This window comes from Eubacterium sp. SB2 (assembly GCF_001244405.1).
GTDB classification, from domain to species: Bacteria; Bacillota; Clostridia; order Lachnospirales; family Lachnospiraceae; genus Faecalicatena; species Faecalicatena contortus_B.
On record NZ_LN865153.1, the window covers coordinates 1470270 to 1497242 of the forward strand.

General features: G+C 45.3%; 18 protein-coding genes and 1 riboswitch. Of the genes, 2 read left to right on the forward strand and 16 right to left on the reverse strand.

Translation table 11 applies throughout. The features are described 5' to 3' along the window. Positions 1–2: 2 nt before the first annotated feature. Together trxB and BN1938_RS18925 are read left to right on the forward strand one after the other, a co-directional pair. Complete coding sequence (gene trxB, locus BN1938_RS18920; RefSeq protein WP_050642019.1) at positions 3–923, forward strand: thioredoxin-disulfide reductase; 921 nt, start codon at positions 3–5, stop codon at positions 921–923. Between the two features lie 130 nt (positions 924–1053). Then, positions 1054–1473, forward strand: a complete 420-nt coding sequence (locus BN1938_RS18925) for an RrF2 family transcriptional regulator (RefSeq protein ID WP_050642020.1) — start codon at positions 1054–1056, stop codon at positions 1471–1473. 96 nt (positions 1474–1569) lie between these two features. Here the strand turns inward: BN1938_RS18925 and mtnA are convergent, their stop codons facing one another. From mtnA to BN1938_RS19010, 16 genes are all read right to left on the reverse strand, one after another. Beyond that, a complete protein-coding gene (mtnA, locus tag BN1938_RS18930) occupies positions 1570–2625 on the reverse strand; it encodes an S-methyl-5-thioribose-1-phosphate isomerase (RefSeq protein WP_050642021.1) in 1056 nt (351 codons plus the stop codon). Positions 2626–2634: 9 nt separating this feature from the next. Next, positions 2635–3474, reverse strand: a complete 840-nt coding sequence (locus BN1938_RS18935; RefSeq protein ID WP_050642022.1) for a purine-nucleoside phosphorylase — start codon at positions 3472–3474, stop codon at positions 2635–2637. Positions 3475–3498: 24 nt separating this feature from the next. Continuing rightward, a complete protein-coding gene (locus tag BN1938_RS18940; protein ID WP_050642023.1) occupies positions 3499–4515 on the reverse strand; it encodes a LacI family DNA-binding transcriptional regulator in 1017 nt (338 codons plus the stop codon). Positions 4516–4585: 70 nt separating this feature from the next. After that, positions 4586–5512, reverse strand: coding sequence for a nucleoside hydrolase (locus BN1938_RS18945; protein ID WP_050642024.1), 927 nt, complete (start codon positions 5510–5512; stop codon positions 4586–4588). Further along, positions 5505–6425 (reverse strand): ABC transporter permease, encoded by a 921-nt coding sequence (locus tag BN1938_RS18950; protein ID WP_050642025.1) that lies wholly within the window; start codon positions 6423–6425, stop codon positions 5505–5507. The genes BN1938_RS18945 and BN1938_RS18950 overlap by 8 nt, the downstream gene beginning before the upstream one ends. Next, complete coding sequence (locus tag BN1938_RS18955) at positions 6418–7476, reverse strand: ABC transporter permease (RefSeq protein WP_187376325.1); 1059 nt, start codon at positions 7474–7476, stop codon at positions 6418–6420. Before BN1938_RS18955 ends, BN1938_RS18950 begins: the two co-directional genes overlap by 8 nt. After that, entirely contained in the window at positions 7469–9007 is a 1539-nt protein-coding gene (locus tag BN1938_RS18960) for an ABC transporter ATP-binding protein (protein WP_050642027.1), read from the reverse strand. Before BN1938_RS18960 ends, BN1938_RS18955 begins: the two co-directional genes overlap by 8 nt. 79 nt (positions 9008–9086) lie before the next feature. Beyond that, positions 9087–10181 (reverse strand): BMP family ABC transporter substrate-binding protein, encoded by a 1095-nt coding sequence (locus tag BN1938_RS18965; protein WP_082203069.1) that lies wholly within the window; start codon positions 10179–10181, stop codon positions 9087–9089. A 314-nt stretch (positions 10182–10495) separates the two neighbouring features. Further along, on the reverse strand, positions 10496–12418 hold the full coding sequence (locus tag BN1938_RS18970) for a GGDEF domain-containing protein (RefSeq protein ID WP_050642029.1): 1923 nt from the start codon (positions 12416–12418) through the stop codon (positions 10496–10498). Between the two features lie 532 nt (positions 12419–12950). Beyond that, positions 12951–14360 (reverse strand): hypothetical protein, encoded by a 1410-nt coding sequence (locus tag BN1938_RS24010; protein ID WP_050642030.1) that lies wholly within the window; start codon positions 14358–14360, stop codon positions 12951–12953. An 11-nt stretch (positions 14361–14371) separates the two neighbouring features. Then, entirely contained in the window at positions 14372–19624 is a 5253-nt protein-coding gene (locus BN1938_RS18980; protein ID WP_050642031.1) for a fibronectin type III domain-containing protein, read from the reverse strand. A 383-nt stretch (positions 19625–20007) separates the two neighbouring features. Beyond that, positions 20008–20090, reverse strand: a riboswitch (cyclic di-GMP riboswitch). A 917-nt stretch (positions 20091–21007) separates the two neighbouring features. Beyond that, positions 21008–21619: a class II aldolase/adducin family protein gene (locus tag BN1938_RS18990; RefSeq protein ID WP_050642033.1), complete on the reverse strand. Its 612-nt coding sequence runs from the start codon at positions 21617–21619 to the stop codon at positions 21008–21010. A gap of 1 nt (position 21620) precedes the next feature. Beyond that, positions 21621–22892: a 3-oxo-tetronate kinase gene (gene otnK, locus BN1938_RS18995; protein WP_050642034.1), complete on the reverse strand. Its 1272-nt coding sequence runs from the start codon at positions 22890–22892 to the stop codon at positions 21621–21623. Positions 22893–22949: 57 nt separating this feature from the next. Further along, on the reverse strand, positions 22950–24359 hold the full coding sequence (locus BN1938_RS19000; RefSeq protein ID WP_050642035.1) for a YfcC family protein: 1410 nt from the start codon (positions 24357–24359) through the stop codon (positions 22950–22952). Positions 24360–24399: 40 nt separating this feature from the next. Then, on the reverse strand, positions 24400–25581 hold the full coding sequence (locus BN1938_RS19005) for a M20 family metallopeptidase (protein ID WP_050642036.1): 1182 nt from the start codon (positions 25579–25581) through the stop codon (positions 24400–24402). A gap of 32 nt (positions 25582–25613) precedes the next feature. Beyond that, positions 25614–26948 (reverse strand): aminotransferase family protein, encoded by a 1335-nt coding sequence (locus BN1938_RS19010; protein ID WP_050642037.1) that lies wholly within the window; start codon positions 26946–26948, stop codon positions 25614–25616. Positions 26949–26973 lie beyond the last annotated feature (25 nt).

The window sequence follows — 26973 nt, forward strand, 5'->3', positions numbered from 1 at the left end:
GGATGAAAGAGAAGGAATATGATGTTGTGATTGTGGGCGGCGGCCCCGGCGGTTATACCGCGGCCCTGTACGCCGCCAGGAGCGGATTTTCCGTTCTGGTACTGGAGAAGCTTTCTCCGGGCGGACAGATGGCGACTACCGAACAGATCGATAATTATCCGGGATTTGAAGACGGTATAGATGGCTACACACTGGCCACAAAGATGAAAAAGGGCGCAGACAGATTCGGTGTGGAAACCGCTTTTGCCCAGGTAGATGAAATGGAACTCACCTCCAATCCCAAAAAACTTATCACCTCAGAAGGAGAAGTTCTTGGACGCACTGTGATTCTGGCAATGGGCGCCTCTCCGCGCGAACTGGATGTCCCCGGAGAGCAGGAGATGCGTGGACATGGCGTCGCTTACTGTGCGGCATGCGATGGGATGATGTATAAGAATAAGACCGTGGTAATCGCAGGCGGAGGAAATACTGCGGCTGCAGACGCTATTCTGCTCTCTAAAATCTGCAAAGAAGTACATCTGGTTCACCGTAGGGACCAGCTCCGTGCATCACGGATCTATATCGAGCCGCTGAACAACAGCAATATCATTTTCCACTGGAACACACGGATAACCGGCGTTCTTCACGAAAAGAAAGTCATCGGAGCCAAACTGGAGGATGTCAATACAAAAGAAGTGTCCTACCTTCCCTGTGACGGGATCTTCGTGGCAGTTGGCAGAGTTCCTGATACAGCCATTCTGGAGGGACAGGTTACGCTGGATTCCCACGGCTATATTCAGGCCGATGAGACAACACGCACAAATATTCCCGGCGTATTTGCGGTCGGAGATGTCCGTACAAAACCCATGCGTCAGATTATAACAGCAGCATCTGATGGCGCTGTAGCCTCTAAATACGCGGAAGAATTTCTAAGTGGAATGTAGAAAATTGTTTAAAAAATAGGTCTGATGGATAAATAATCTACTGAAAGAACCAAATTTTTGAAAATAGTTTCACAAAGACTCACTAACAGAGCGAAATGGGCAGGAACAAATATAACTGAAGGGTGATAACATGACAGGAGAATTTACAATCGCGGTGCACGCACTGGTCTTTCTGGACCATAAGAAGGAAACGCTCTCCAGTGAAGAGCTGGCAGCCAACATCTGCACAAATCCGGTCCGGGTCAGAAAAGTGATGGCAAGGCTGAAAAAATATAATTTACTCGATACCAAAGAAGGCCTGAGGGGCGGCTATAGAATTGCCAGGAATCCAGAGGATATCAATCTGAAACAAATTTGTGATGCTCTGCAGATGGATATTGTAAAGCCCTCCTGGCATTCCGGAAATATTGATATGCCTTGTTTGGTCGCATCCGGAATGGCCGGAGTCATGGATGGAATCTATGGCAGTCTAAATAAAATCGGAAAACAATATCTGGAGAGTGTTACAATAAAAGACATTGAGGAGCAGATTTTCGGAAAGGCAGATTAAACCAGAGGAAACTTGAATATGGCAGACTCCTGTTGAAAAGTCTATATAAGGGTAACAGCTCAGTTTGTTGTAGCTGTTACCCTTAAGATTGTATCATCAGATACGGCTTTCTTTTTTCATGATTTCGAAAAGACTTTTTGTATAGGGGGCCCTGCAGATCCCATGCTCAGTTACTATTCCAGTAATTAATTCATGATCTGTAACATCAAATGCAGGATTATAGCACTTAATCCCGCCCGGCGCCATAGGCTTTTCATAGTAGTCCGCGGTAATTTCACCGCCATCCCGCAATTCAATTTCTATCTCAGCGCCCGTAGGACAGTCCATATCAATGGTAGAAGTGGGACCCATCACGTAAAATGGAATGCCATAATATTTTGCCAAGACTGCAACGCTGCTTGTCCCAATTTTATTCGCTGTATCCCCATTCGCTGCGATGCGGTCGCATCCCACAAAACAAGCCTGAACCCATCCGTTCTTCATTACCATCCCGGCCATATTATCACAAATTAAAGTCGCGTCAATATCTGCCTGCATCAATTCGTAGGCCGTCAGTCTTGCTCCCTGCAGCAATGGCCTGGTTTCATCCACAAATACATGGAAATGAATCCCCTGCTCTTTTCCTAAAAATACAGGTCCGAGTGCTGTTCCATATCTGGACGTTGCCAATGGGCCGGCATTGCAGTGGGTTAGTATTCCGTCCCCGTCTTTTACTAATGTAAGTCCGTATTTAGATATGTTATAACAGGTGTTAATATCTTCCTCCTGAATTTTTTCAGCTTCGGCTTCTAACAGATCAACGATTTCATTTATTGAATGATTTTTGTTATTCAGTACAACCCACTTCATTCTTTCCAGGGCCCAGCTCAAATTCACGGCTGTTGGGCGCGAACTGTTCAAATATTCTGCATATTCAACAAATCGACCCAGGAATCCGTCATAATTCTGTTCTGAAATTGTCTGGCTCAGGCAGTAGATACTATAAGCCGCAAAGATTCCAATGGCCGGCGCCCCTCTCACTTTTAAGTAATAAATGGCGTCAAACATGTCCTCAGCCTTTTCAACTGTCAGATATTCCTCTGTATTTGGTAATTTTGTCTGATTTAATATGATTACTTTTCTCTTATCATTACTAAGCTTTACATTATCCATCTTATTTCCTCAATTAATAATTCTATCAAAAATATTTACAATCGACTTATTCATCAATTTTTTAAATACCGGCGCCGCCCTGTCCGTCATTTCTTCAACCTCCTGCTGGCTTAACGGATTCTCGGTCATCCCACTGCCCATATTAGATATACAGGAGATGCCGCATACTTTCATACCCATATGATTGGCTGCGATCCCCTCACAGGCTGTGCTCATTCCAACTGCATCAGCACCAAGCATCCTGTACATTTTGATCTCCGCCGGTGTTTCAAAGTCAGGACCGGTAAGCTGGATATAAACCCCTTCCTGCAAATGAATCCCTAATTCCGCGGAAGTTTCTTTTATTACTACTCTTAAGTCCTTATCATATACTTCACTCATATCGCAGAAACGCGGACCCAGCTCTTTCACATTCTCTCCAATCAACGGTGAGGGCACAAAACTTGCAATCTGATCACGAATCAGCATAAAATCTCCTGCTTTATACTGTTCATTTATCCCGCCTGCCGCGTTAGTTAAAATCAGGACTTTGGCTCCCATCAGCTTCAATAAACGGATCGGCAGCACTACATCATGGACATCATATCCTTCGTAGCAGTGCACGCGCCCCTGCATGGCCGCAATGGGAATGTCCCTGAGATATCCAAAGATAAAACGGCCTTTATGACCCGGCGCAGTGGAGACTGGAAAGCCTTCTATATCATGATAATATAAACTGCTTACGATCTTAATCCCATCGGCATAATTACCAAGCCCGGAGCCCAGTACCAGTGCAATCACAGGCTGGAAATCTATTTGTTCCTTAAATGATTGATAGCACTTTAATAATTTTTCATATTCTCTGCTCAAATACTTACCTGCTTTCTATTACTGTCAACAATCCGCCGTATCTTTTTTCCTCACACTGGAACGGATCATCAGCTGACAGTCCAGACATATTTTATCGTTCTCTATTTTTTTTCCTTTAATCTTATCCAGCAGCAGTGACATCGCCCGTCTTCCCATTTCAAGGCCCGGCTGATAGCAGGTTGTCAATGGAGGATTCAAATATTTTGAAAAAGAAATTCCATCGAAACCTGACACCGAGATATCTTCCGGAATCTGCATGCCCAATTCCATACATTTACTGTAAACTCCGTATGCCATCAGGTCATTAAAACAAACAATAGCTGTAACATCACAGTTTTTTATCAGATATTCTGCCGGCTTCTCAGCCGATTCTTCCGTAAAGTCACCCTCGGCAATCAGCTTCTCATCAAAAGTGATTCCCTGTTCCTGCAGTGCCTTTTGATAACCTGCCAATCGTTTTTTTACAATTGCATACTGTCTGGGTCCGATAATACAGCCTATTCTTTGATGCCCGCTTTCTATTAAATACTTCGTCATTTCATACACGGCCTCTTCATCGTTCACATATACCTGACCGACCTCCTTCATATGATCCAGTTCGTCAAAAACAACGATCGGTATATTGGAAAGCTTATCCATTAAGCTATTAAGTTTATCTTCAAAATATCCAATAAAGATGATCCCGTCTACGCTTCTGGAAAAGATCAAATCAAAATTGGCCTGTTCATTATCCGTAGTCCCATTTGTATTATATAAAAGGAGACTGTATTTATCCGCCAGGGCGATTTCATTCATGCCGATCATAATGTCATGGTAAAATGGATGGCCCACATCCGGAGAAAGAACAGCTATCGTATTCGTTTTATTTGTTACAATGCTCTTGGCATTTTGGTTCGGTCTGTAATTGGTTGCCCGGACAGCTTCCCATACTCTCTCCTTTAACGCCGGATCCACCCCATATTCACTGCTGTTTATTACCCTTGAAACAGTCGAAATAGACACACCTGCCATCTTTGCTACATCTTTAATTGTCGTACGCATATGAATCTCCTCCTAAATACAATGGCATATTATCTATTTTAACATATATTTGGAATTATTTAGAAACTACTTATCCATCCAGGCTTTTTAGTGATGTGATAAAATATTTCATAAACATTTCCCTGTCTGCATCCAACAGCACTTTTGTATTGGGTGCGCAGTCCTGGTTCCATGGCCTTGTGTCTACAACGCTCATGCCTCTTGTTAATTTTCCGGCTGTCTCAATGTCTACATAATAATCCTTATATATAAATATTTCTGGATGAAGCAGATACATAACAGCACATGCATCAAAAACAGGAGTTGTATTCAGACCATTTTTCTTTGAGTACAGCGTATAAAACTGGAATAGATCATAGACAAATTTTGAGGATTTTCCGCCCTTTGAAAATTGTTCTACTTCTTCAAATGTTATTGCTGTCTTATCTGTTACTTCCAGCCCGGACTGGATAATTTTTACCCCGGATTGATATACAATTTCTGCCGCCTCCGGATCCACATAGAAATTAAACTCTGCTTTGCTTGTTATATTACCGGAATAAACAGAACCGCCCATTAAAGATATACACTCTATTTTATCCTTTAGCATGGGGTATTCCTTCAAAACTATTGCTACATTAGTTAACGGACCGATTGCCACAATTGTGACTTTTTCTTCCTGTTTTAAAATACGTCTGTAAAAATCAAGTGGATTTTCCTCTGACACCTCTGCTTTGATTTCGCTCACAAAAGGGCCGTCCATGCCGGATACGCCATGTGCTTCTGGGGCCGTCTTCAAGACTCTCATTAATGGCTTTTCCGCCCCTCTGATGACAGGTATCTCCTTCTCTAATATGGTAAGTACTTTCAATGCATTCATTGTTACCTTGTCAATGGTCTGGTTACCCGCCACCGTAACGATCCCCAATATATCCAATGCTTCCGGGTGTGCAGCTGCCAGCATGATCGCCATGGCATCATCATGCCCGGGATCGCAGTCTATAATAATTTTACGCATTTTTCTGCTCCTTTTTTGTTTTTTGAATCGAATACAGCATCATTCCTATCATTACAGCAAAGTATGGAAGTGTCATAACTAATTCTGCCGAAATATTGCTGAGCTGTAATTCATTGCTTATTGAATCAAAAATCCCAAATAAAAATGCGGAAACAGCTGTCGGAATTACCTGCGCTCGTCCCATAGCAGATGCAGCAATTCCAATCCAGCCTCTTCCGGCTATCATGCTGTTCGAAAACATTGACAAGTATCCCATTGACATATAGACTCCGCCCAGTCCGGATATCAAACCACTTATTCCGAGCGCAATCAGCTTTATATTCTTTGTTTTGATTCCCACGGAGCTGGCCGCTGTCTCGTTTTCTCCCACTGCCCTGATATGCATTCCTAATTTTGTTTTATTTAAGAGAAAATAAACAGCCGCTATGGATATGAGAGAAACATACACCAGGATGTTGTGTCCGGATAATATTTCTTTAAGTACGGGTATACTATCAATCACGGGCAGGTTGATATTGGGCAGCTGTTTGCTCGCTAATAGTGCAGAATTTGCCTTCTGCCCGGTCAGTACAAACAATAAAAATACTGTAAAGCTGGTGGCAAATGTATTTAAGGCAATACCGGCCATAATAATATTGGTTTTTAGATATAAATTTAAGTACCCCAGGAAACAGGAAAATATAATACTTATCATAACTGCGCCCGCCGCCCCAAGCCAGGCGCTTTTTGTATAGGCTGAGATCACGACGCCGCTGAAGGCTGCCAGAGTCATGCTTCCCTCCATACCAATATTTGTTACGCCCGCCCGGTCGGATACGACATTTCCCATAGCTGCAAACAGAAGAGGCGTAGATAATCGAAGGATAACGCCAATAAATTCTATATCAAAAATCTGACCGATTATATTACTCATTACACATCTCCCTCTGCATGATTTTTTTCTGCTTATAATGTCTCAAAACTACATCCGAGGTGATCAGCAGTACCAGCGTAATCTCTACGATACAAGCCACTTCACTCGGCACATCCGTATTTCTGGACATAATGAGACATCCTGTTCTCAAATAGGCAAGTCCCAGCGCAGCAAAGACTGATCCGATCGGATGGTTCCTGCCAATCATGGCGACCAGCGCCCCGTCAAATCCGTATCCGGGAAGAGCGCTCCATGTGAATCTGTCCAGCATCCCGAGCACTTCAACAGCTGCTCCCAAACCTGCAATACAACCTGAGATAATATGTACAAGCAATGTGATCGCAAAGACATTCATTCCCGAATATATTGCGAATTTTTTGTTATATCCGGTGATCCTCATCATATAGCCATGCTTTGTTTTATACAACAGCGCCCAGACCAGTACTGTAACCAGAATTAACAGAATCAGGCCGGAGGAGATACGTGTCCCCGGGATGATCGTCGACAGTTTAGACTCCTCCCTGAACGGCATGGATACAACACCTATAGAATCCGGATCTTTTAACATCTTTTTTAAAATGTAAAACCCAATTCCATACATGATGGTATTCATCATAAGGGATATCACCAATTCATTTGCATCGTATTTTGCTTTAAAAAATCCGGAAACACTCGCCGTCAGTCCTCCAACAAGGGATGCCGCAAGCACGGCCAGCACCAGTTGGAACCTGCCCATGCCCAGTGGCTGCACGGCGACCGACGCCGCTATAATCCCCGAGAAGTAGAAAATACCTTCTGCTCCCAGGTTAAACAGACCGCTCTTGAACAGCAGTGCGCTGGAAATGCCTGCAAAGGCTATGGGAATAGCCGCCTCAAATACATTTCCAAAATTACGAATACTCAAAAGAGGTCCCATTAAAAGCAGTTGGAAGGAATAGATCGGCTGCCTGCTGAATATTAACAGGACGAGAAAAGATATGATAAGGGTAATGAATATGACTACGATTGTTTTGATAATTTCAAATTTAAATTCCCACCTTTTATCATTCATCACCATGTCCCCTTTCCTGTTTTTTTAAACCAAGCATATACAGGCCGATTTCTTGTTCGGTTATCCTCTCCGGTTCATCCAGTTCGGCAGCTATTTCGCCCGAATACAGTACAAAAATCCTGTCGCATACGGCCTGTGCCTCGCTTAAATCAGCGCTGAACATCAGAATGGCTTTGCCTTCGTTTCTTAAATGAATTAAATATTGGTGAATCAAACTGGCAGACCCCACATCGACCCCTCTGGTCGGCTGCTCCGCAATCATCAGTTTACTGCCCATGTATGATTCTCTTGCAAACACGACTTTCTGGATATTCCCACCTGACAAAGAGTTGATTTTATTATTGACTCCATTGCAGAGAATTTCAAATTTTTTAACCAGCTCATTCGTTATTTTTTCAATATTTCCGTCTTTCATAAATACCCTGCCGCTGATTTCCGGAGCCGTATAAAAACTACTGATCATATTCTCTTTAATATTTCCGTCCGCCGCAGTCCCTAAAATCATGCGGTCCTCAGGGATATAAGACATGCCCTGTTTTCTTCTGTTTTTAATATTCATTCCGCTGATGTCCGTTTGATCCAGGCAGATATGTCCGGCGCTGTTCTTTTTCATTCCAAAAAGTACTTCTACTAATTCTGTCTGCCCGTTCCCTTCTACACCAACAATTCCTACAATTTCACCCGAACTCACTACAAAACTGATATCGTTTAATGCAGTTTTACCGTATTGGTCCTTATAGGTAAGATGTTCCACTGATAAGACCTTGGAGCCCGCCGTCTTCTTTCTGATATCCTCATAAGAATACGTAACCCTTCTTCCTATCATTAATTCAGAAATCTGCTCCGCATCCACGTCCTCCGTGTTATGGGTAGAGATTACTTTCCCTTTCCGCAGCACGGTAATACGATCACTGATCTGTTTTACTTCATTTAATTTATGTGATATGAAAATAATTGTTTTTCCCATTTCTTTCAATAGAATTAACTGCTGAAACAGTTTTTCCGTTTCCTGGGGTGTCAGTACTGCTGTCGGTTCATCCAGAATGATGATATCTGCTTTCTGGTACAATACCTTTAAGATCTCTACCTTTTGTTTGTTTCCAACATTAAGATTTTCCACTTTATCATCCAGATTAATATCAAACTGATATTCCCTGCATAATTTTTCTACGTTCTTTCTCTCCTTCTGCAATTGCAGAACGCCTAGTTTATTCGGTTCTCTTCCCAGTAAAATATTTTCCAGTACTGTAAAAGAAGGTATAAGCATGAAATGTTGATGTACCATACCGATTCCCATATGCACTGCATCCAGAGGCGATTTTAATGAGACTTCCTTTCCCGCTAAAAGAATCGATCCTTTTGTTGGTTCTTCAAGGCCAAATATAATCTTCATTAATGTTGTCTTTCCGGCTCCATTTTCTCCGACAATTGCATGGATTTCAGACTTTTCAAAAGCTATATTTATTTCTTTATTTGCCGCTACGCCATTGGAATAAATTTTCTCAATTCCATTCAACTCTAAAATATTCATATTTACTTACACCTCCAAATCAAATAGACATAAATAAAATGTCCATTTGATTCATACTGCAATCTTTTGCCTTTTACAATCAATTCCCGCTTTTTGCTTCTTCCCTCAATGCCTCTACTTCTTCCTGGCTCATTGTAAATGCAGAGCTTACAGTCACTTTCCCCGATTTTAAGTCCTCTTCGGCTTTTGTAACCCAATCTTTTACTTCATCCGTTGCGATCTCTTCATAGATATGGTTCTTTGCAAGATAGATTCCTCCGGTATCAAATCCATATACTTCATGGGTGCCAAATTTTAATTCTCCCTTTTGTGCAAGCTCTATTGCATGATAAATCGAGGTGTCTAACGCTTTAATACCGGATGTAATAATTGTCTTTGCCTTTTCTTCATCCGTTGCTTCATATAATAATGCCTGATCCGTATCTACACCGATTGTATATTTTTTAAGTTCTTTGGCTGCGTCCACAATTCCTGAACTTCCGGTTGCCGCCCCCAGATAAATAACATCGGCTCCGCTTTTATACTGGCTTAAAGCTAATTCCTTTGCCTTGGCTGCATCATAAAAGTCATTGCAATACCCTGTCAGCACCTGGATATCTGGTACAACATACCTTGCCCCCTCAATATATCCAACCAGGAAATCGTTGATTCCCGGAATATCCATAGAGCCAATAAACCCTATTACTTTCTCGCCGTTGGCATTCTCCATATCAGAAACTGAAGCCGCCGCTGCAGCAACGCCGCTCAGCCAGCCAATCTCATTCGTGTTATAAAACATGGTAAATATATTGTCAATTTTAGGATCCGTATCAAAATCAAAATTAATAAACTGCTTATCCGGATATTCTGCCGCTGCTTTTTCTAAGTAGGGTTCGCTCTGCCATGTTCCGGCAATGACTAAGTCATAATCCGCAGCAGCGTCCAAAAAAGCGCTTTCCCATTTTGACTCGTCGTTCCCCATCTCCACTACTTTAGCAGATACCCCCTCCAGATCACTATCAGCTGCTTTCATTCCTTCTGCAGCCGTATCATAGAATGACTGATCTCCTAAAGCCGGTACTAAAAGTACTGTCTTGTATGTATCTTCTTCTGTGCCTCCCTCTTTCAGACCACATCCTGCTAAACTGGACACCACCAAACCACACATTAACAACAAACTAATTGGCCTCTTCATTGTTTCTCCTCCTTATTTTTAGAAAACGTTTTCTAAATAATATCACCCACTAGTTCTTTTGTCAATAGAAAACGTTTTCTAATTATATGTTTTGTGCAATATTACTATTATCTGAACACTTTAAGGCGTATACGACCTCCCGGGGGTTTGGTAAAACAGGAAATTCCAAAGGAATCTCCAATATCACAAAAAACAGGGCTCTATCCGACATTTTCGGATCTGAGTCCTGTTAATATAAACGCTTTATTGTTTCAATCCACGCCTGGTATTTTGCCGTTGGCTTTCTCCATGGATATATTCATTATTACCAAAAGTCAGTCCCCGCTCTTATTACGGGGTTCATATCCCCTGCTCTTCTTTGCCTCATACATGCGTTTATCCGCAAGTTCCATCAATCCACTGCAGTCACTGCCGTCCTCCGGATAGAATGCGTATCCCGCAGACAGTCGCACAGGAATCGAGACCTGTCCGTTGATCTCTACAATGCTTTGGCTTACAGCCTTCTGCACCGCATTGATATAATCTTCCAATTCCGCCCTGTCTTTCGCGCCATAAATAAGCAGGGCAAATTCGTCTCCCCCCAGTCTGCTCACAACTTTCTTTCCGGCCGGGCAGGAGAGCAGTACATCAGCTATTCCCTGCAGGTAGTCATCTCCGCCAGCATGGCCATACTGATCGTTTACCTTTTTTAGTCCGTCGGCATCGGCAAGAAACAGCACTGCTTGGCCGCATTCCTGCTTTCCGCTCATGATTCCTTCAAACCTGCTGTAGAAAGCCCGGCGGTTATATAAACCGGTCAGAAAATCCCGGTCTCTTTCATATACAATATGGTGCTTTTCAACCATGTCTTCCGTCACATCCAGAATAACCCCCAAAGTGCCATTCTCGTAAGGAATGGAATCCATTCGGATATACCGTTCTTCTTCCCAGGGAAGTCGGTAAATCCCCCGTTCTGCTTCCTCCGGGCATCGTCGGATCTCTTCCAGTTTTGCTTCAAACAGCCCATGGTCTGACAGAATCTTCTCAGTTTCTTCCGAAGACAGACAGAGAATGCTTCTTATCCCACTCGTAGCCATCACCCGCTTCATATTCAGCCGATACTCATAGATCCCCACCGGAATCTTCACAATATCCAGCACTGCTGATAATTTATTCGGCATATCCAGCAGGCTTTCTATCATCTCATTAATCTGTTCGCTCAGTTCGGCAAATTCCGGCGTCGTATTTACGCTCACCAGGGTATCCAGGTCACCTCCGGTAATCACACGCAGTTTCTGATTGACCGATGAAATCCCCCGCACTATATATCTGTCCAGATACCTTGAAATTGCTGCAATAATAATCACGCCCAGCAGCGCAAGATACAGGGACAGCATAAGGGTATTTTTATATATATTCCGGTACATTCTGCTCTCAGGGCAGATCCGCCCAAGTATCACAGAACCTGTACGTGAGAACACACAGTAACTCCTCTCCCCGTCAAACTCCGCCCGGAATCCCTTTTCTCCATCCGCCAGAGCCTTCCCTTTTATCCCCAGTTCTTTGACATCTCTGTTAATATAATTGCCGTCTGTAGATCCCAGCACTTTATAGGTATCCGGATCTATCGCACAGATTACATTGCCCTCATCCGCAGTAACAATTGAAAATATATAGGAAAGCTCATTTCTTTTCATAGCCTCTACAACACGGTCGGGTTCCATACCGATTTGTACAATACCTTTCCCGTCTTCCTGCCAGACAGCCGCATACTGCATAAGCTTGCTCTCCGCCGTATTCGGGGTTATCTCCTGGCAGAGCTCAAGAGAACGATCCTCCAGCATTGGAAGAAAAAACTGCATCTGTTCCCCGGAATTAAAATTCATCCCAAAATATTTAGGCTGCGACCCCGCATACAAGTTTCCTTCCGTATCAAATATATGAAACTCATCGATCTGAAGCAGCTTAGCAATCTTCTCCAGTTCCGGCTGATTCCCAATAATCTCCGGCCGGTTCTGCATGATATAAGCCGCGGCCTTTGCATTAATGAGACAGTTCCTCGCAAAATCTGCTTTGATCTGTTCGACGTCCTTTTCATTCTCCACCAATATCTGATTAATCTGCCAGAATAGATTCTCAGATTCCGTCCTCATAGACTTTTCCGCCAGATTAACCTGAAGCAGAACATTCAGCAGCAGAGAGAAAAGCATGGCCGCCGATATGATCAAACATAATTTCTTCCGGATCTGATACTTCATACTGTTCCCCCTCCATCCAACTTTACTAGTACATTATACCATATAAATGAAACACTGCACCCAAAATTTAAAATCTGGTTTTAGTCGGCAGGCTTTTACCTTGTCGTTGGTTGTAGATGCTTAATGACAGAGAGTACGGGGTGACACTGGGGCTGGCTATGCCTGTGCGGGGATACACTTTTTTGGGCCCACCTAAGGAACGAGCCCTTTCCCTGCCGGTCTTTTACACCAGCTCCATAAAAGGATAGCCGAAAGCCCCCATTAGAACCTCTCTGTCATGAAATAATCGGAAAACGGATCTTAATAATTCTCGGTGTAAAATAGCCTGAAAAATGGAGTGACTTTTGGATAACGAATCCAAAAACAGCTGCCCCATCACAAGAAATTATCGTATTTCTCGTAATGGGGCAGCTGTTTCCCGCCTAGAATTATTTAGGTCCGTGTCCACGATTTTTGCATAACAGGGATGTTCTTACTAAGGGCAGTTCTCCCTTCATGAGACATCACTATCCGCGCTGGGCCGAAGCTCGGACTACTTCTTTCGCCCCCTCATTTTCCACCATATTGCCAATACGATTGCTACCGTTGCAACTATAATCAATATAAGCACTGCCGTAAGGGGGGAGGAATCTCCGGTCAATGTACCCGCCTTCTGGCTGTATCCATTTTTGCCTGAGTTTCCTGAGTTGTTGTGTTCTCCCGGCACAGGAAATTCACCTGCTTTTTTTACTTCCTTGTCCGTCAGCACGTAGCTGGAGCAGTGTGACAATTCAAATGTTGCATAACCGTCCACTACGACTATGTTCTTCTGCACCGGCTCTATTTCTTTTTTATCTGGATTATAATAGTAAAGATACAGTTTCCGGCCATCTGAAAAATGGTTTCCGACATATACTTTTATCTCTGCTCTCCCCGGAAGGCTGCCATTATGTGAGAAGTCCATAAGCAGCTTCTCTGCCTCTTTTTCCATTAGGTTCTCTATATCCTGATTCCTGACGTCTGATTTAATGTTGAAATTAACGGTTATATTCTCATTGGTGATCTGATCTCCTCTGAAAGTGAATGAGTATAAAAGTGTCCCGCCGTTTTTAAATGCAAATGTTAAGGACTTATCTTTATCTTTCAGCGCCTGGAATATGGCTTTTTGATCTTCCGCTGTTACCTCCGTCCTGTTTTCAATAATCAACGTCACCTCTGAGGCCTGGCCATTTTCCAACTCTTTTACCACGTCTGCTGCGTTGTTAAATACAGCGCCTAAAGATGGGTTGTCTGGGGTACCCGGATTGTCCGGTGTGCCTGGGCTGTCTGGAGTGTTCGGAGTCTCTGGAGTATCCGGAATGTCCGGAGTGTCCGGAGTGTCTGGAGTATCCGGTGTGTCCGGAGTGTCTGGAGTATCCGGTGTGCCCGGCACTACAGGCTCCCCACCACTTTTGTTTATTGTGACAGACATATTCTGTAAATCTTCTGCTTCGATTTTCCGGATTGTGTGGCTCTGATCCACGGATTTTACAGATACAGGCTGTATGCTAATCTGATCCTCCCCTGGCTCGGTGCTTACATTTACGGTTCCGATTATTACGCTTTTGCTCTTATCCTGAAACAAGGGGTTTGCGTCAGACAGAAAAATGTGTACTTCGCCTATGTCTGGCCTGTATGTATAGGATGTGATACGGTAGGCCTGAGCCGTGCCTTCATTAAACTCAACGGCTGCATCGGTAATTTTCTGGCCTGTATCTACTATCTGCATAGTAAGTTGTAATGTTGTTACGGCGTTCTCAAACATCTCTTCATCCGGCGTAAATATAAGCTCTGCACCTACCTGGCTTTCGTCTGCTTTCCACTGTATGAGGTCACTGTTTTTATTTTCCCCGGCAGACACCGTAACACAGCATCCGAATAGTGCAAGCAGAAGCAGCGGCACTAGTCTTTTTATTTTTTTCATTTTGTCCCCTCCTACTTGTTATCCTGAATTGTAATTTCCGGCAGTACTTCCGGCAATATTACCGGAAGTGTATCGCTTACCAGACGTTCACCCTCATTGGTATGCGCATCATCCACGCGGTAAAGTTCTGCCCTGACGCTTACGGGTACATTTCCCATACTTACAAGTGTCTCCAGATCCTGAGGCTCAATATAGTAAATCCAGGTTCCTGAAGAAATCTCTCCCAGTTCTCCTTTATCGGGCACTTCTGCAAAGATAAGCTGTGTGCCTTCCACAATCTCGCCTTTTTCATTATAGAGCTTCACAGCGTTATAGGCAGGATTCCCTTTGTATTCTCCTGTAAATATGAGAGAACCCGCAGGTATTTTTCCATGATCACTGCTCTTATCATAGTGATAGTCTGACTTCAGAATTCCGATCCCCTGCTCCGGCAGATCTACATTATCTCCTGCCGGGCCCAAAATATCAATCTCTGATATCTCGGCCTTTTTCTGTCCTTTTACCACAAACTTTAGGAAGGACGCATCATACGTATACATCCATGTGTCATTCTCTTTGCTGAAATAAACAAGCGCAGTTCCCTTATCATAGGATAAGCTTCCTGATTTTGCCAGTGTCCACTCAATGCCATCGCTGCTTACATATACTTCATACTGTTTCACTGCATCCGCGCTGCCCACCGGAGCTGTAATCTTCATGCCGGCTGCCGCAAGTGTTTCCTGGAAATGAATGACAAGCTCCGGATTTCCTGCAGACGTCCCTGTATAGCTGTCACTGTAATCATCATTATAAATCTTTCCAATCGCTGAAATAGTTTCCGGTTCGGGATTATCATCGGATCCCTCTTCCTTCATGTCGTCTGGGGAGGCCATATTTGTTGTTACCGACCAGCCTGACTTAGAGACACTTCCATCATGAGAAATCTTAATTGGATGAAGCACCGCCTTTTCTGTTATGTTAAGCAGCTTGTCGTATGCCACTACTTCATATGTAAATACCCTGTTGTTGACGGTTGCTATTGTATCTGTATATTCCGTAACACCGTTGTGTGCCTCTGCAAACCCAATCACCGTACCATTACGGTATATCTCGTATCCAAGCATTGCATCCTGATCCTGCGCCGTATTGGACATCTTAAGAGTTATCTGTCTGGAGTTGTTTTCGTGCTGCATCTCTACATTTACGATACTGCCGGAAGCTGCATCTGACTTGCCTTCGACCCTGTAAGCCCTGGCTTCATCCGTAATATAACAAATATTTCTTGTCTCTTCCGGGAAGAGCGCCGCATATGCCCTAGTCGTATCGTCCGGAATCATTCCCCACTTTTCAAAGAAGGAAAGCAGATTCTTCTGTGCCGCCGCGCAAGCCAGCCGAATCAATTTATTATCCTTATCTGCCCCGTCAAGTGACAGGCCGTTTGGTGCAATCGAGGTATTTCTTGCATAAGCATCCACTCTCGCAAAGAACAGGTTGTTAAATTGATCGGTATAGTTATCATATGTCTTATAATTATAGCCATTATCATATGCCAGGTGCAGCTGCCAGTACATGGCAAGGCTGGTGAACACGCTGGGGGCCTTCCCTTTAGTGCCGGATGTCACTTTGTCATAAACGTCGGCATACTTAAATCTTACTTTTTCATTGGTCTCATCTGCCTGTGCCAGAATCGAGAAGTAATTGTTCGTGATCTCGGCAATCGCATAATCCGGCTGGTTGATTATATGCCCTATCTCATGGGCAATGCCCCAGCCAAACAGATGGCCGCTCACATATTTCCCATTGTCGCTGACAATGGGCTGAGATGCTGCAAGTCCCGGAATACTTTCCCATTCGATCCCGATATGAAGCCCGCCCGCATACATGAAGGCTCCTGCGAACATTCTCATATATCGGATATTCAGCCTGCTCACCGGCAAGCTATTGCTTGTGCCATATTCCTCGGGCACTTCCTGATCCGTGAGCCCCTTATGCTGATAAAAGAGTGCAACCATTTGTTCCATTGCTTCCAGAGACTGATACAGCGCCTCTGTCTGGCTCTCCACTGTCACTGTTTGGCCATTTAACGCAGCACTGCGGTTTATTCCGGCAAGAATCTGCTCGGCCGAAACAGAATACATGACCTGATCCAGCACGATCTCCGTAGCTCCCAGTATACAGTTCTCCTTCTGGTATTCATAATCACAGTGGCTTACTTCCTTTCCAAGATGCAGGCTGTTATGCTGTTCTTTTATCTTCGGAACATAGGCATTGAGCTCTTGCACATAAGCTGAAACTGCGGCACGCCGCTCATCTTCAGAAGACATTTTGGATATATCCAGCATCGGAATCTTTATTCCGCCGCTCACCCGGATCTGTATGTTCAGATTCCTGTTGCTGCCGGTAAACTCAACGTACAGGCTGCCGCCATGCTCTGTATCCAGGCTGCTGATCTTCGGCATCGTGACGATGTTCTGTCCCTGCTTAAGATTCGATACAACGGCTTTACTCCAGTTCCCGGATTCTGCATGGTACTGAGTCGCGATAAGCCGTACCTGGGTATTAGATCCAATTGCGGCGTTTTCCCGGCCCACATATATTGCCAGTTCTTCTCCCTCATGGGCTGTGATACCAAGAGGCTGCCAGGAATTCAGACCCGAGGCTATTTTAAGTACATTATCTTTTGACTTAATAATCCCTGTATCTACCTTGATTGGGTCTGATATCTTTTTGTCATCCAGGATCTTTCTCGCATTTTCAATCTCTCTTAACAGAATCTGGCGCCTTGGATGATACTCACCACTGACCTCATCCTTTGTATTTGTACGATCTTCAAGTTTATCGATCATGTCTGCCGTGACACCATCTGCCAGTGTCACGTGCAGGGAATCGTCATAAAGAGCCTCTATCTCATCGTCCAAACTGTCATAGTAATAAAACTTCAGCTCAGAAATAGATAAACTGTTATTTCCGGCCCAGTATTGTGCAAGGTTTACCTGCACTTTTTTGGCGGTAAACGGTTTGTCAAACCACAACTCATAATATACCTTGCCATTACTGCTTGTTTTCGCAGTAAGGAAACCGTCAATCATATTCACTGCCCCGTTCTCATCCCAATAGCGGGTCTTCGCATAGGCATACTGTCCCACCTGCCCTGCATCCGGTACCACAGTAATACGGTTCATCTCATATAATTGGTCAAATTCTACAATAGGGGAAGGCTTTCCGCTGTTGTATCCACCCCCGTCCCAAGAAGGAAGCATCCATGATGTGGTATAGTCATTATCCACAACAGCCATTTCAGTATCCGGTTTGTTCCTCGGATATTCTACCTTTACAATATGCTCGGTTGCATTGCCGACTCCGTTATCTGTATTAATCAATTTGTAATTGGAAGTAATGGCCGGGTCAATATCCATTGTAGCGCCTGTATAAGGCTTTGAAAAATTGCTTGTCCCACACTCATTGGCAGCGGTAAGGCAAACTTCATATGTCGTCTTATTTTCCAATTCTGTGAGCCGCCAGCTTGTTTTTTTAATATTATCAACTTTCTGATATTCGCTTTCTCCCTTCACCCGGTAATAAAGCGTATAATAATCCGCGTCCTCCATCTTTTTCCATGAAATATCCAACAAACGGTATCCGCCGGTTACGCTTATATTTTCCGGTGCGGAGGGCGCTTTATCTGCGACCGGCACCGCGTCCACAGCCTCACTGTAACCACTGCTCCATTCTCCATTTACGGACTGTACTCTTACCTTATATATCTCTTTATTTTTCAGCTTTTCATTGCCGAATGATGTCACAGCCAGCCGGTTCACCGTTGTCGGTATCACGATGCTCTTTCCTTCATATGTAATCTCAACCTCATACCCGGATACATTCTGCTGTGCTTCCCAGGTAAGCGTAAACTTTTTGCTTCCCGGAGCCACCGAAAGATTCCCCGGTATATTCATGACAGGCACAGGTATCCTTGATTCCATATCATTTAGGAATTCCACTTTGGCAATATCAGCAAGTTTCGTACTTCCCGTGTCTGTCACCTTGATCGTAATCTTCTTCACAGCAACCTGTTTCCCAAGGTTTACCACCAGGGTGCCGTCCGGCTCCTGCGTCACAATGGCCGCCGCTCTGGATCGGTAGTACGCCGCCATACCGCCGATTACGGCTGTTGTTGTCTGTTCATCTCCATTCTCGTCGATGTAGACAATGTCGATCGTCCCCTCTTTGATGACATTTTCAGAATCCTTTGGCGGCGCGATCGTAATCCCATCTATTGGCGCGGTCTCCTGCCCGGATAAATCTATGCTGATTTCTACCGGATTCTCTTTGGAAATTATTTCGTCAGAGACTGGTTTCATAGAGATACTTCCCTTGCCGGTCAACACATCCGATACACTGCTGCCCGCTGCAAGTTCGGTACCTTCAGCCGTCTTTGCCTCTACCATGTCCTCGTCAATAATTACGGATCTTGTTACCGCAGACTCCAGCTGCTCTGTACCATAACTGTATGTAAAACACTGCAGGTCCGCCAGATCGACTGCTCCGTCCCCATTCACATCACAGATAAGTTCCTGGGTCTCCTCACTGATAGCGTCCAGAAGCAGGTTCCGATCCGTATTGTCTACCGCACCATCGCCATTCACATCCCCATAACGAAAAGTTCCCGGATGGGCAGACTCCTGCCCAATAAACGCCGTCATATCCACCAGGCGTATCTTTTGGTTCATCGGCTGTATCTCAATACTCTGGCTATAGGCAAAACCGCCCCCAATGATCTGCAGCTCATACGTCCCTTCAGCCAGCCCGTTGATCTCTGCTCCCGCTCTGCCATTGTCCGTACCCGAAACAGTAAAGCCCGCAGAAGCAGCCTCGCTGCCTTCCTGTGTCAATATGGCCGAAATACTTTCAAGGCGGGTCTGTAGCTCTGCGATGGGCAGATTGCACGTAAGTTCAATCGACAAATTCCCTGTCCGCTGTCTATTCGGCGCCATCTTCATCTCCGCCGTATCCTCTCCCTGAATCAGATCAGCCCCCGGCCCTTCCGTTCGATTCTCAGTTTCATCCAGAGCTGTCTCTTCCCCTTCCGGCTGTGCTGTTTCTTCCTCACCGGTACCGGCTAACTCCCCTGCCTGCCCTCCCGGCGCAGTAGTCCCTTCATCATTGTCTGTCACTATCTCCACACCTGCAGGTTCAGAGCCGCCCTGTCCTTCTTCCGCAAAAACCGTAAATGATGACAGCTGCAGTACCATGCACATTGCCAGCACCCATGCCAACTTTTTCTTCATCTGCCCATCCTCCTTAATACGCCCCCTATTCATTGCTGAAAGGGCTGTCTCTCTCCTTTTATTCAATCCTGGCAAAGTGGGCATACCCACTTCTGCTTCCCGACCCGCACTCATGAAAGGCAAAAATACTTTGGCACCGCAGCGATACCGCTTGGCTGCTATATTCTAAACACCGCGTTAGCATCCTTCAGAGAAATTCGCGATATAGAAAATCCCAGAAAAACTCCCTATATCATCAAAAAGGCGGTATCAAAAAGACTTTGATACCGCCTGCAGATTTATGCGCACTGATAGCCTGGAAAATACACTTTTCCTATTATTCTATCCGACCCACGAATAAGATATTCCCCGGCATTAATCCCCCCGGTTTTCTCCCCCTGAATATCTGCAACTCAGCCATCCTGTACAACTGCCAGGACCTGTAGCTTTGCGTCACTGCCTTACGGCAATTTTGCCTTTTTCGTATGAGTATAAAAAACTTCGCGGTCCCCATCGGCGGAGAATCCTTTATCCACCACCAACCACGTCCGCTAATCTTATATCTAGTGATTCGTCTCTTCACCTATAAAACGTAAGAATCCGTAATCATCTTGTTGCATTTAATATAGCAATTAAAACTTTCACTGTCAATGACACATAAAAAACTTTTACAAAAATCCTCCAGAATCGGGAGTTAGTCGGCTAGCTTTAGCCTAGCCGACGGATGGAGACGCTTCATGACAGGGAGGCCGGGGAGGCGCTGGGGCTGTATATGCCGTTGCGAAATGCTGGAGTGCGCTTAGTGTTTCTTGAACAGCCGCTGCCGGATAGGCGGGTACACTGAACACATCACGGGAAATCTGATGATTTCCCGCGCTGGGTTCAGCAAACACTTGATTCGGAGATCAAGTGTTTCCCCGCCTATCCGGCAGCGGCTGTTCAAGAAACACTAAGCGCACTCCAGCATTTCGCAACGGCATATACAGCCCCAGCGCCTCCCCGGCCTCCCTGTCATAAAGCTGGCTCATCCAATCGGCAGGAAAACTCGCCAACCGGGTGGGATCCCNAAAGGACGGGATAGCCGAAAACCTCCCGGAGAACATCCATGTCCTTTCAAAAATGCTCAAAGCGGGCCTTAGAAATTCTTGGTGGGAAACAGCCCTGAAAATGGAGAGATTTTTGGATTCCGAATCCAAAAATCAGCTGACCCAGCGCGAGAAATCATCGGATTTCTCGTGATGTGTCAGTGGTGCTCCATTTTCAGGGCTGTTTCCCGCCTAGAATTTCTTAGGCCCGCGGCCGCATTTTTGAAAGGACACGGATGTTCTCCGGGAGGTTTTCGGCTATCCCTTCATGGAGCGTCCCCATCCGTGCCGCGACTAAAGCGCGTCACTAATTCCCGATTTAGTTTATGTCTGTGGTTGGATGTATGTTTTGTTTTCTCCTGTTCTCTTCCAAATACCATGCCATTTTTGCGCTCTCCTCCAGTTCTTCTATCCCGTAAAATGCATCCATAAGGCTTTTTCCGCCAACCACTGGGCCATGCTGTTTTAATAGATAGCCATCGGACAGCAAAACCCTTTCCCTCATATAGGAAAAGAGTTGTTGGCTCCCCGGCTTTGCATAGGGGATCAGGCCTATGGTTCCCACCTTCATTTTTAGATAAGGTGTATAGGACGGAATCACATCCGCAGGATCTTCAACGGCCGTGCACGAATAGAGGGTTGCATAGAAGCTGTGGGTATGTATCACAGCCTTTATATCTGGTTTAGCCTGATATATTACCTGATGCAGCGGAAATTCTTTGCTTGGTTTTACTTTGTTCCTCTGTTCCCCTTCAATCGTCAGGCAGGCGAACTGTTCTTCTGTCAGTGTGCCGAAACATGTACCGCTGCCGGAGATGTAGATCTGGTTCCCTGCGCGGAAACTGATATTGGAGGACGATCCGGAGGCGCTCCCTTTTGCAAATAGGGTGTGAGCGATCCATATTGCTTCCTGAAAATACTGCTCCGTCATTTTATATCTCCTCTCCTTTTAACATTTGTATGGCCCGGAAAAAGAAATCCCGCTGTCCGAAATTTCCCGATTTCAGCACCAGGCGGTACTCGGGTCCATCTAAAGGGGTCATTATTGGGACACCCGGTGCAACGCTGCTTCCGATAAGGTACCCTTCGAATCCCAGCGCTTTCATCGCGGCGCCGGAAGTCTCACCTCCGGCTATCATATATTTCCTGATGCCGTTTTTTCTTGCAATGGTTATCAGATCGGCCATGGTATCCTCTATCTTCCGGGCTATGGCTTCCTTTCCCATCTCCTGGTTTTTCTTTACCTCCCCGGGAGATGCGGAACTGTAAATCAGTATCTCCGAGGCCTGATCTATCTGTGCCTCTCTCCATATGCCCGCTGCATCTAAAGAGCCGTCTGCCAGCCGGGCAGGTATCACCTTATAATATGGAAGGCCTTTTTTCTGATATTCAGCAATCTGTTCTAAAGTAATTTTAGAACAACTGCCTGCGATGAGCAGTGTCGGGCCTTTTACGGGTGCTTCCTCTGCCTTTTCCATTTCGAATCCATACGTTCTCCCAAAGTATTTCCCCAGATGTTCTATCAGCCCCGAGCCTCCGGTGTAAAAACCAATGCCTGGAAAGTCTTTGGCAATCTGCTGGCCCTGAACATCCGTTTCATAATCCGGCACCACGTAACAGTGCGCATTTTTATCAATTTCCCGGGCAATCTCTTTTTTCGCTTTTTCCGTTAAAGGGGTCCTTGTTTCTATACAGCGGTATTTCCCCTGGGACTTCATGAGATCCCCCAGACGTGATTTCTTCATGGGTGTCAGCGGATGGTTTTTCATGTGGCTCTCTTCTAAAAGCTTCCCATTCACATAGAGCCTGCCCTCCGTAAGCGTGCGTCCGTTGACCGGTAGCGAAGGGCATAGTACCGTATAGGAAAATCCCATTTTTTCCATAACTGCATCGATTACCGGTCCGATATTTCCCTCCTCCGTGGAATCAAAGGTGGAACAGTATTTGAAGTAAAAGATTCTGGCTCCCTGCTCTTTCAGCCACGCAAAGGCTTTGAGAGATTCAACCACCGCCTGCTTCTTTTTAACATTTCTCGTTTTAAGAGCAATGACTGCACCCTGCACGTTCTTATCTTCCAGATTTTTCTTAGGTATCCCGTTATACAGTACCGTAGAAATACCGCTTTTTACAAGGAACGAGGCCCCGTCCCCGGCGCCGGTGAAATCATCTGCCACACATCCGAATAACAGTTTGTTTTTCTGCATAGTATTCCCCCTTTTCAAACAGACGGATTTGCATAAAAAGCAAATCCGTCCTTAATGTTAAGACCATCCAATTCCCTGTGCAATTACCAGAAGAATCATACATGCCAAATACCATATACCGATCAAAGGAATAATAAACTTAAACCACTGTTCGTATTTGATTTTACCATAGCCAATACAAACCCACAGATATCCCAGAGTCGGCCACACAATATTGGACAGTCCATCTCCAAACTGGAAGGCCAGAACCGCCACCTGTCTGCTGACGCCCACCAGATCGGCCAGTGGGAACATGATAGGCATAGATACCAAAGCCTGTCCCGACCCGGAAGGTACGATAAAGTTGAAAAGCAGCTGTGTAATCAGCATCCCTACTGCTGCCACTGACGGGGGCAGAGCCTGGACCAGCTGTGCTACCGCATTAATGATGGTATCGATAATCTTTCCGTTTTCCAGCACAATTGTGATTCCGCTCGCAAAACCACTGATTAAAGCGGCGCCGATAAAGGCGGAAAGCCCCTCTGAAAATTTATCACAGATTTCCGTCAGGGACAGCTTACAGATAAAACCTACAAGCAGACCCGTGATCAGGAACATCGTTCCGATCTCAATCAGTCCCCAGGAGAATTTTAATGCTCCCACAATCAGAATCGCAAAACAGATTAAGAAGGCAAACATAGCCACCTTTCTGCGGCCGGTCATTTCTACCTTTTTGCCAACCCCATACTCTTTTCTCAGCTCAATGTCTGTTTGATAAGTTATGCTGAGCTCCGGTTTTTTCCGGACTTTTATGGCATGGCGCATGACATACGCGATCCCGATTGCAGTAATCACGATGAGACAGATGGTGCGGTATCCCGCGCCGGAATACAGGGGCAGTTCCCCAATCGGCTGAGCCACAACCACAGTAAAAGGATTGGCCACGGCGGCGCCAAAACCGGCTGCCGTGGAAACCAGGGCCATGGCAATCGCTGTCAGGGAGTCAAAACCCAAAATCAGACATATGGGGATCAATATTGGAATAATAACCATGGAAAGCTCCAGCAGGCCGATGAAACAGCACATTACGGAGGCGGCAGCCATAATGATAGGGATCATTAGCAGCTCTCTGCCTTTAAATACCTTTTCAACTTTACCCAATGCTGATTGAATCATACCCGTTGATACGATAATGGTAAAGGAACCTCCAATAAGCAGAACTCCAAAAATGATGGTAGCCGATTTGACCATCCCCTGCGGAATCGCCATAAACCCTTCCCACACGCTTACCGGACTCGCCTCTACTCCGTGATAGGAACCGGCTACTACCAGGGTTTTCCCGGCATCATTCATTTCCCGGTCAAACTCTCCTGCGGGCAGGATCCAAGTGGCGATCACGCCAATTAAAATCATAACAACCAGCAGGGCAAATGCCGGGGGCATCGAAAATTTTTTCTTCTCTTTTACAGCTGTATCCTTACTTGACATAAATTCCCTCCTCATCTAATCAGAGTACTCAATCAAAGAACTATTCCAAAACAAAAGGCAGCGCCGCATAGATCTTCGCGGCCTGATAAACGTTGCTCAGGCTGACTTTTTCGCATTTTGAATGGGCGTCTTTTATACTTCCCGGTCCAAACAGTATACAGTCGCACCCTGCATCATATAAGACTCCTGCATCCCCCCAGAAGGGAACGCCGAAGATCTCCGGCTCCTTTCCCAGCACTTCCATGCCTGCTTTTTTCATCCCCTGTACGATGGGATGCCCCTCGGGAATATCCATGGGCGTTTTGCTTACCTTCAGGCTGTAGGGCATAGATTCGTAAGTAATCGCGTACTCTTCCTCATATCCTTCATTGCACTTTTTTACTGCTTCATCTAATTCCGCTTTTACACTCTCCAGAGTCTCTCCGGGGATGTATCTTCTTTCTACCTGAAGATGAGCGTCTCCCGGTACCACGTTAGGCTGTTCCCCGCCCCATGCTTTTCCCAGATTCACCAGCGACGGTCCCAGAAGGGGATGTATTCTTTCCTTCAGCTTTGGTTCCAGCTCTTCATTGATGCAGGTCATCAGCTTATTGAGACGCTTCAATGCATTGATCCCCGTAGATGAAACACTGGAATGGGTCCGCCTGCCGGGAATATCAAACTGGAACCAGTGAAGACCTTTCTGTGCAGAACCAATCTTCATGTCCGTTGGTTCCCCACAGATCCCATAATCAGTCAGTTTGGTATGCTTTGCGTAATAAGTGGCGCCGTCGCTTCCATACTCTTCTCCGATCATGGCCGACAGCACGATATCACCCTTTGGGATAAGGCCTGCCCTTTTAATGGCTATCATTGCGTAAGCCATGGCAATAATGCCGCCCTTCATATCGCAGGCCCCCCTGCCGTACAGGTCATCCCCCACGATTCTGCCTGAATAAGGATCTTCCATATCAATCGGAGGGATGCTGTCCATATGGCCGTTAAAGGTAACGCTTTTGCCCTCACCGGTTCCGTGAATAGTGGCAAGCACGTTAGCCCGTTCTCCTTCTACCACTTGGAGTTCTGTTTCAACTCCTTCGGCAAGCAGCTTTCCGGCGATATACTGCCCAATTTCTTTTTCCTGGCTTTCCAGCTCAATATGGCTGGGGATCTGAACTGCCTTCTGCAAAAAATCAGTCAGCTCCTGCCTGTCAATCTGTTTCATTAATTTTGCTAAATCCATTTTTTACACCTCTTTTCTTATAACGAGCGTGCTCATAACTGATGTTTTCTCATAGTTTCTTCTATGGCCTGCTCCAGCATGGCAGCCACCTGGTTTATTTCTTCCTCACTAATGATAAACGGGGGGGCTATCTGCAATGCATCCCCTAAAATACCATCAGCGCTTCCTGTTACACCTCCCGTTATCATAATTCCATGCTGAAAACAATATTGTGAAATTTCCGTGGAAAAATTAAAATCCAGCGGCTCTTTTGTTTTGCTGTTTTTTACAAATTCTACGCCAAGTAAAAGGCCGATCCCCCGGATATCACCCACAACCGGGTATTTTTTCAATGGCTGCAGCTTTTCCAGAAAAATCTCGCCCATTTTCCGGCTTTGTTCAATCAGGCCATGATCCATGATGTAATCCAGTACGGCCTCTGCCCCCGCACATGCCAGCGGGTTCCCAGAGAAAGTAAAGCTGTGTGTTAAGGCCCCTGTACCAGCCGCGATAGCGTCTACAATTTTCTTATGTACGATAACGCCGCCTATGGGCACATAACCGCTGCCAAGCCCCTTGGCAAATCCAATCAGATCCGGGGATATCTGGTAATGGTCTACTGCAAAATTCTTTCCGGTTCTTCCAAAGCCGGTAATCACTTCGTCTACGCAGAACAACACATCATACTTATCACAGATTTCCCGGATTTTCTTCATATATTTTTGAGGCGGTGTAATGGCTGCCGCAGTGGTTCCCGTAATAGGCTCCATCACAAAGGCTGCTACCGTGTCCGGCCCTTCGTATTTGATTTTTCTTTCCAGTTCCTGGGCGCACTGACAGGAACAGCTCTCCTCTTCTAAACCATAAGGACACCGGTAACAATTACAGGGGGCGATCTGGGAAATATTCTTAGGAAAGAAATCCTCATATTTTTCCCGCCAGGACGGCCTTCCGCCCAAAGCCAGCGTTCCCATAGTATTCCCGTGATAGCTCTGCCACCGGGATATGATTTTATTTTTCTTTGGCCTTCCGGCTTCCAACTGATACTGCCGGGCGATCTTCATCAGTGACTCCATAGCTTCGGAACCACCCGAACAGAAAAAGACTTTGTCCATGCCCTTTGGTGCAATCGAGACAATCTTAGCCGCCAAACGCCTTCTGACATCACTGGTAAATGTGCCTCCGTAAACAAAACTGATCTTTTCCGCCTGCCTTGTCATCTTATCAATGACATCTTTCACCCCGTGTCCGATATTTACCACGCCGATTCCGGCTGCACAGTCCATGTATCTTTTTCCCTGTTTATCATAGATATACATTCCTTTTCCGTAATCTACTTCCGGATATTCTTTCTCTATTACTGCATATAATGCGCTCTCCTTATTCATACTGATTCTCTCCTGTCGTCTATAA

Bases quoted from the DNA above. Each gene is read 5' to 3' on its own strand.
- trxB (WP_050642019.1), top strand. From the start codon at position 3: ATGAAAGAGAAGGAATATGATGTTGTGATTGTGGGCGGCGGCCCCGGC.
- BN1938_RS18925 (WP_050642020.1), top strand. From the start codon at position 1,054: ATGACAGGAGAATTTACAATCGCGGTGCACGCACTGGTCTTTCTGGAC.
- mtnA (WP_050642021.1), bottom strand. From the start codon at position 2,625: ATGGATAATGTAAAGCTTAGTAATGATAAGAGAAAAGTAATCATATTA.
- BN1938_RS18940 (WP_050642023.1), bottom strand. From the start codon at position 4,515: ATGCGTACGACAATTAAAGATGTAGCAAAGATGGCAGGTGTGTCTATT.
- BN1938_RS18945 (WP_050642024.1), bottom strand. From the start codon at position 5,512: ATGCGTAAAATTATTATAGACTGCGATCCCGGGCATGATGATGCCATG.
- BN1938_RS18950 (WP_050642025.1), bottom strand. From the start codon at position 6,425: ATGAGTAATATAATCGGTCAGATTTTTGATATAGAATTTATTGGCGTT.
- BN1938_RS18955 (WP_187376325.1), bottom strand. From the start codon at position 7,476: ATGAATGATAAAAGGTGGGAATTTAAATTTGAAATTATCAAAACAATC.
- BN1938_RS18960 (WP_050642027.1), bottom strand. From the start codon at position 9,007: ATGAATATTTTAGAGTTGAATGGAATTGAGAAAATTTATTCCAATGGC.
- BN1938_RS18965 (WP_082203069.1), bottom strand. From the start codon at position 10,181: ATGAAGAGGCCAATTAGTTTGTTGTTAATGTGTGGTTTGGTGGTGTCC.
- BN1938_RS18970 (WP_050642029.1), bottom strand. From the start codon at position 12,418: ATGAAGTATCAGATCCGGAAGAAATTATGTTTGATCATATCGGCGGCC.
- BN1938_RS24010 (WP_050642030.1), bottom strand. From the start codon at position 14,360: ATGAAAAAAATAAAAAGACTAGTGCCGCTGCTTCTGCTTGCACTATTC.
- BN1938_RS18980 (WP_050642031.1), bottom strand. From the start codon at position 19,624: ATGAAGAAAAAGTTGGCATGGGTGCTGGCAATGTGCATGGTACTGCAG.
- BN1938_RS18990 (WP_050642033.1), bottom strand. From the start codon at position 21,619: ATGACGGAGCAGTATTTTCAGGAAGCAATATGGATCGCTCACACCCTA.
- otnK (WP_050642034.1), bottom strand. From the start codon at position 22,892: ATGCAGAAAAACAAACTGTTATTCGGATGTGTGGCAGATGATTTCACC.
- BN1938_RS19000 (WP_050642035.1), bottom strand. From the start codon at position 24,359: ATGTCAAGTAAGGATACAGCTGTAAAAGAGAAGAAAAAATTTTCGATG.
- BN1938_RS19005 (WP_050642036.1), bottom strand. From the start codon at position 25,581: ATGGATTTAGCAAAATTAATGAAACAGATTGACAGGCAGGAGCTGACT.
- BN1938_RS19010 (WP_050642037.1), bottom strand. From the start codon at position 26,948: ATGAATAAGGAGAGCGCATTATATGCAGTAATAGAGAAAGAATATCCG.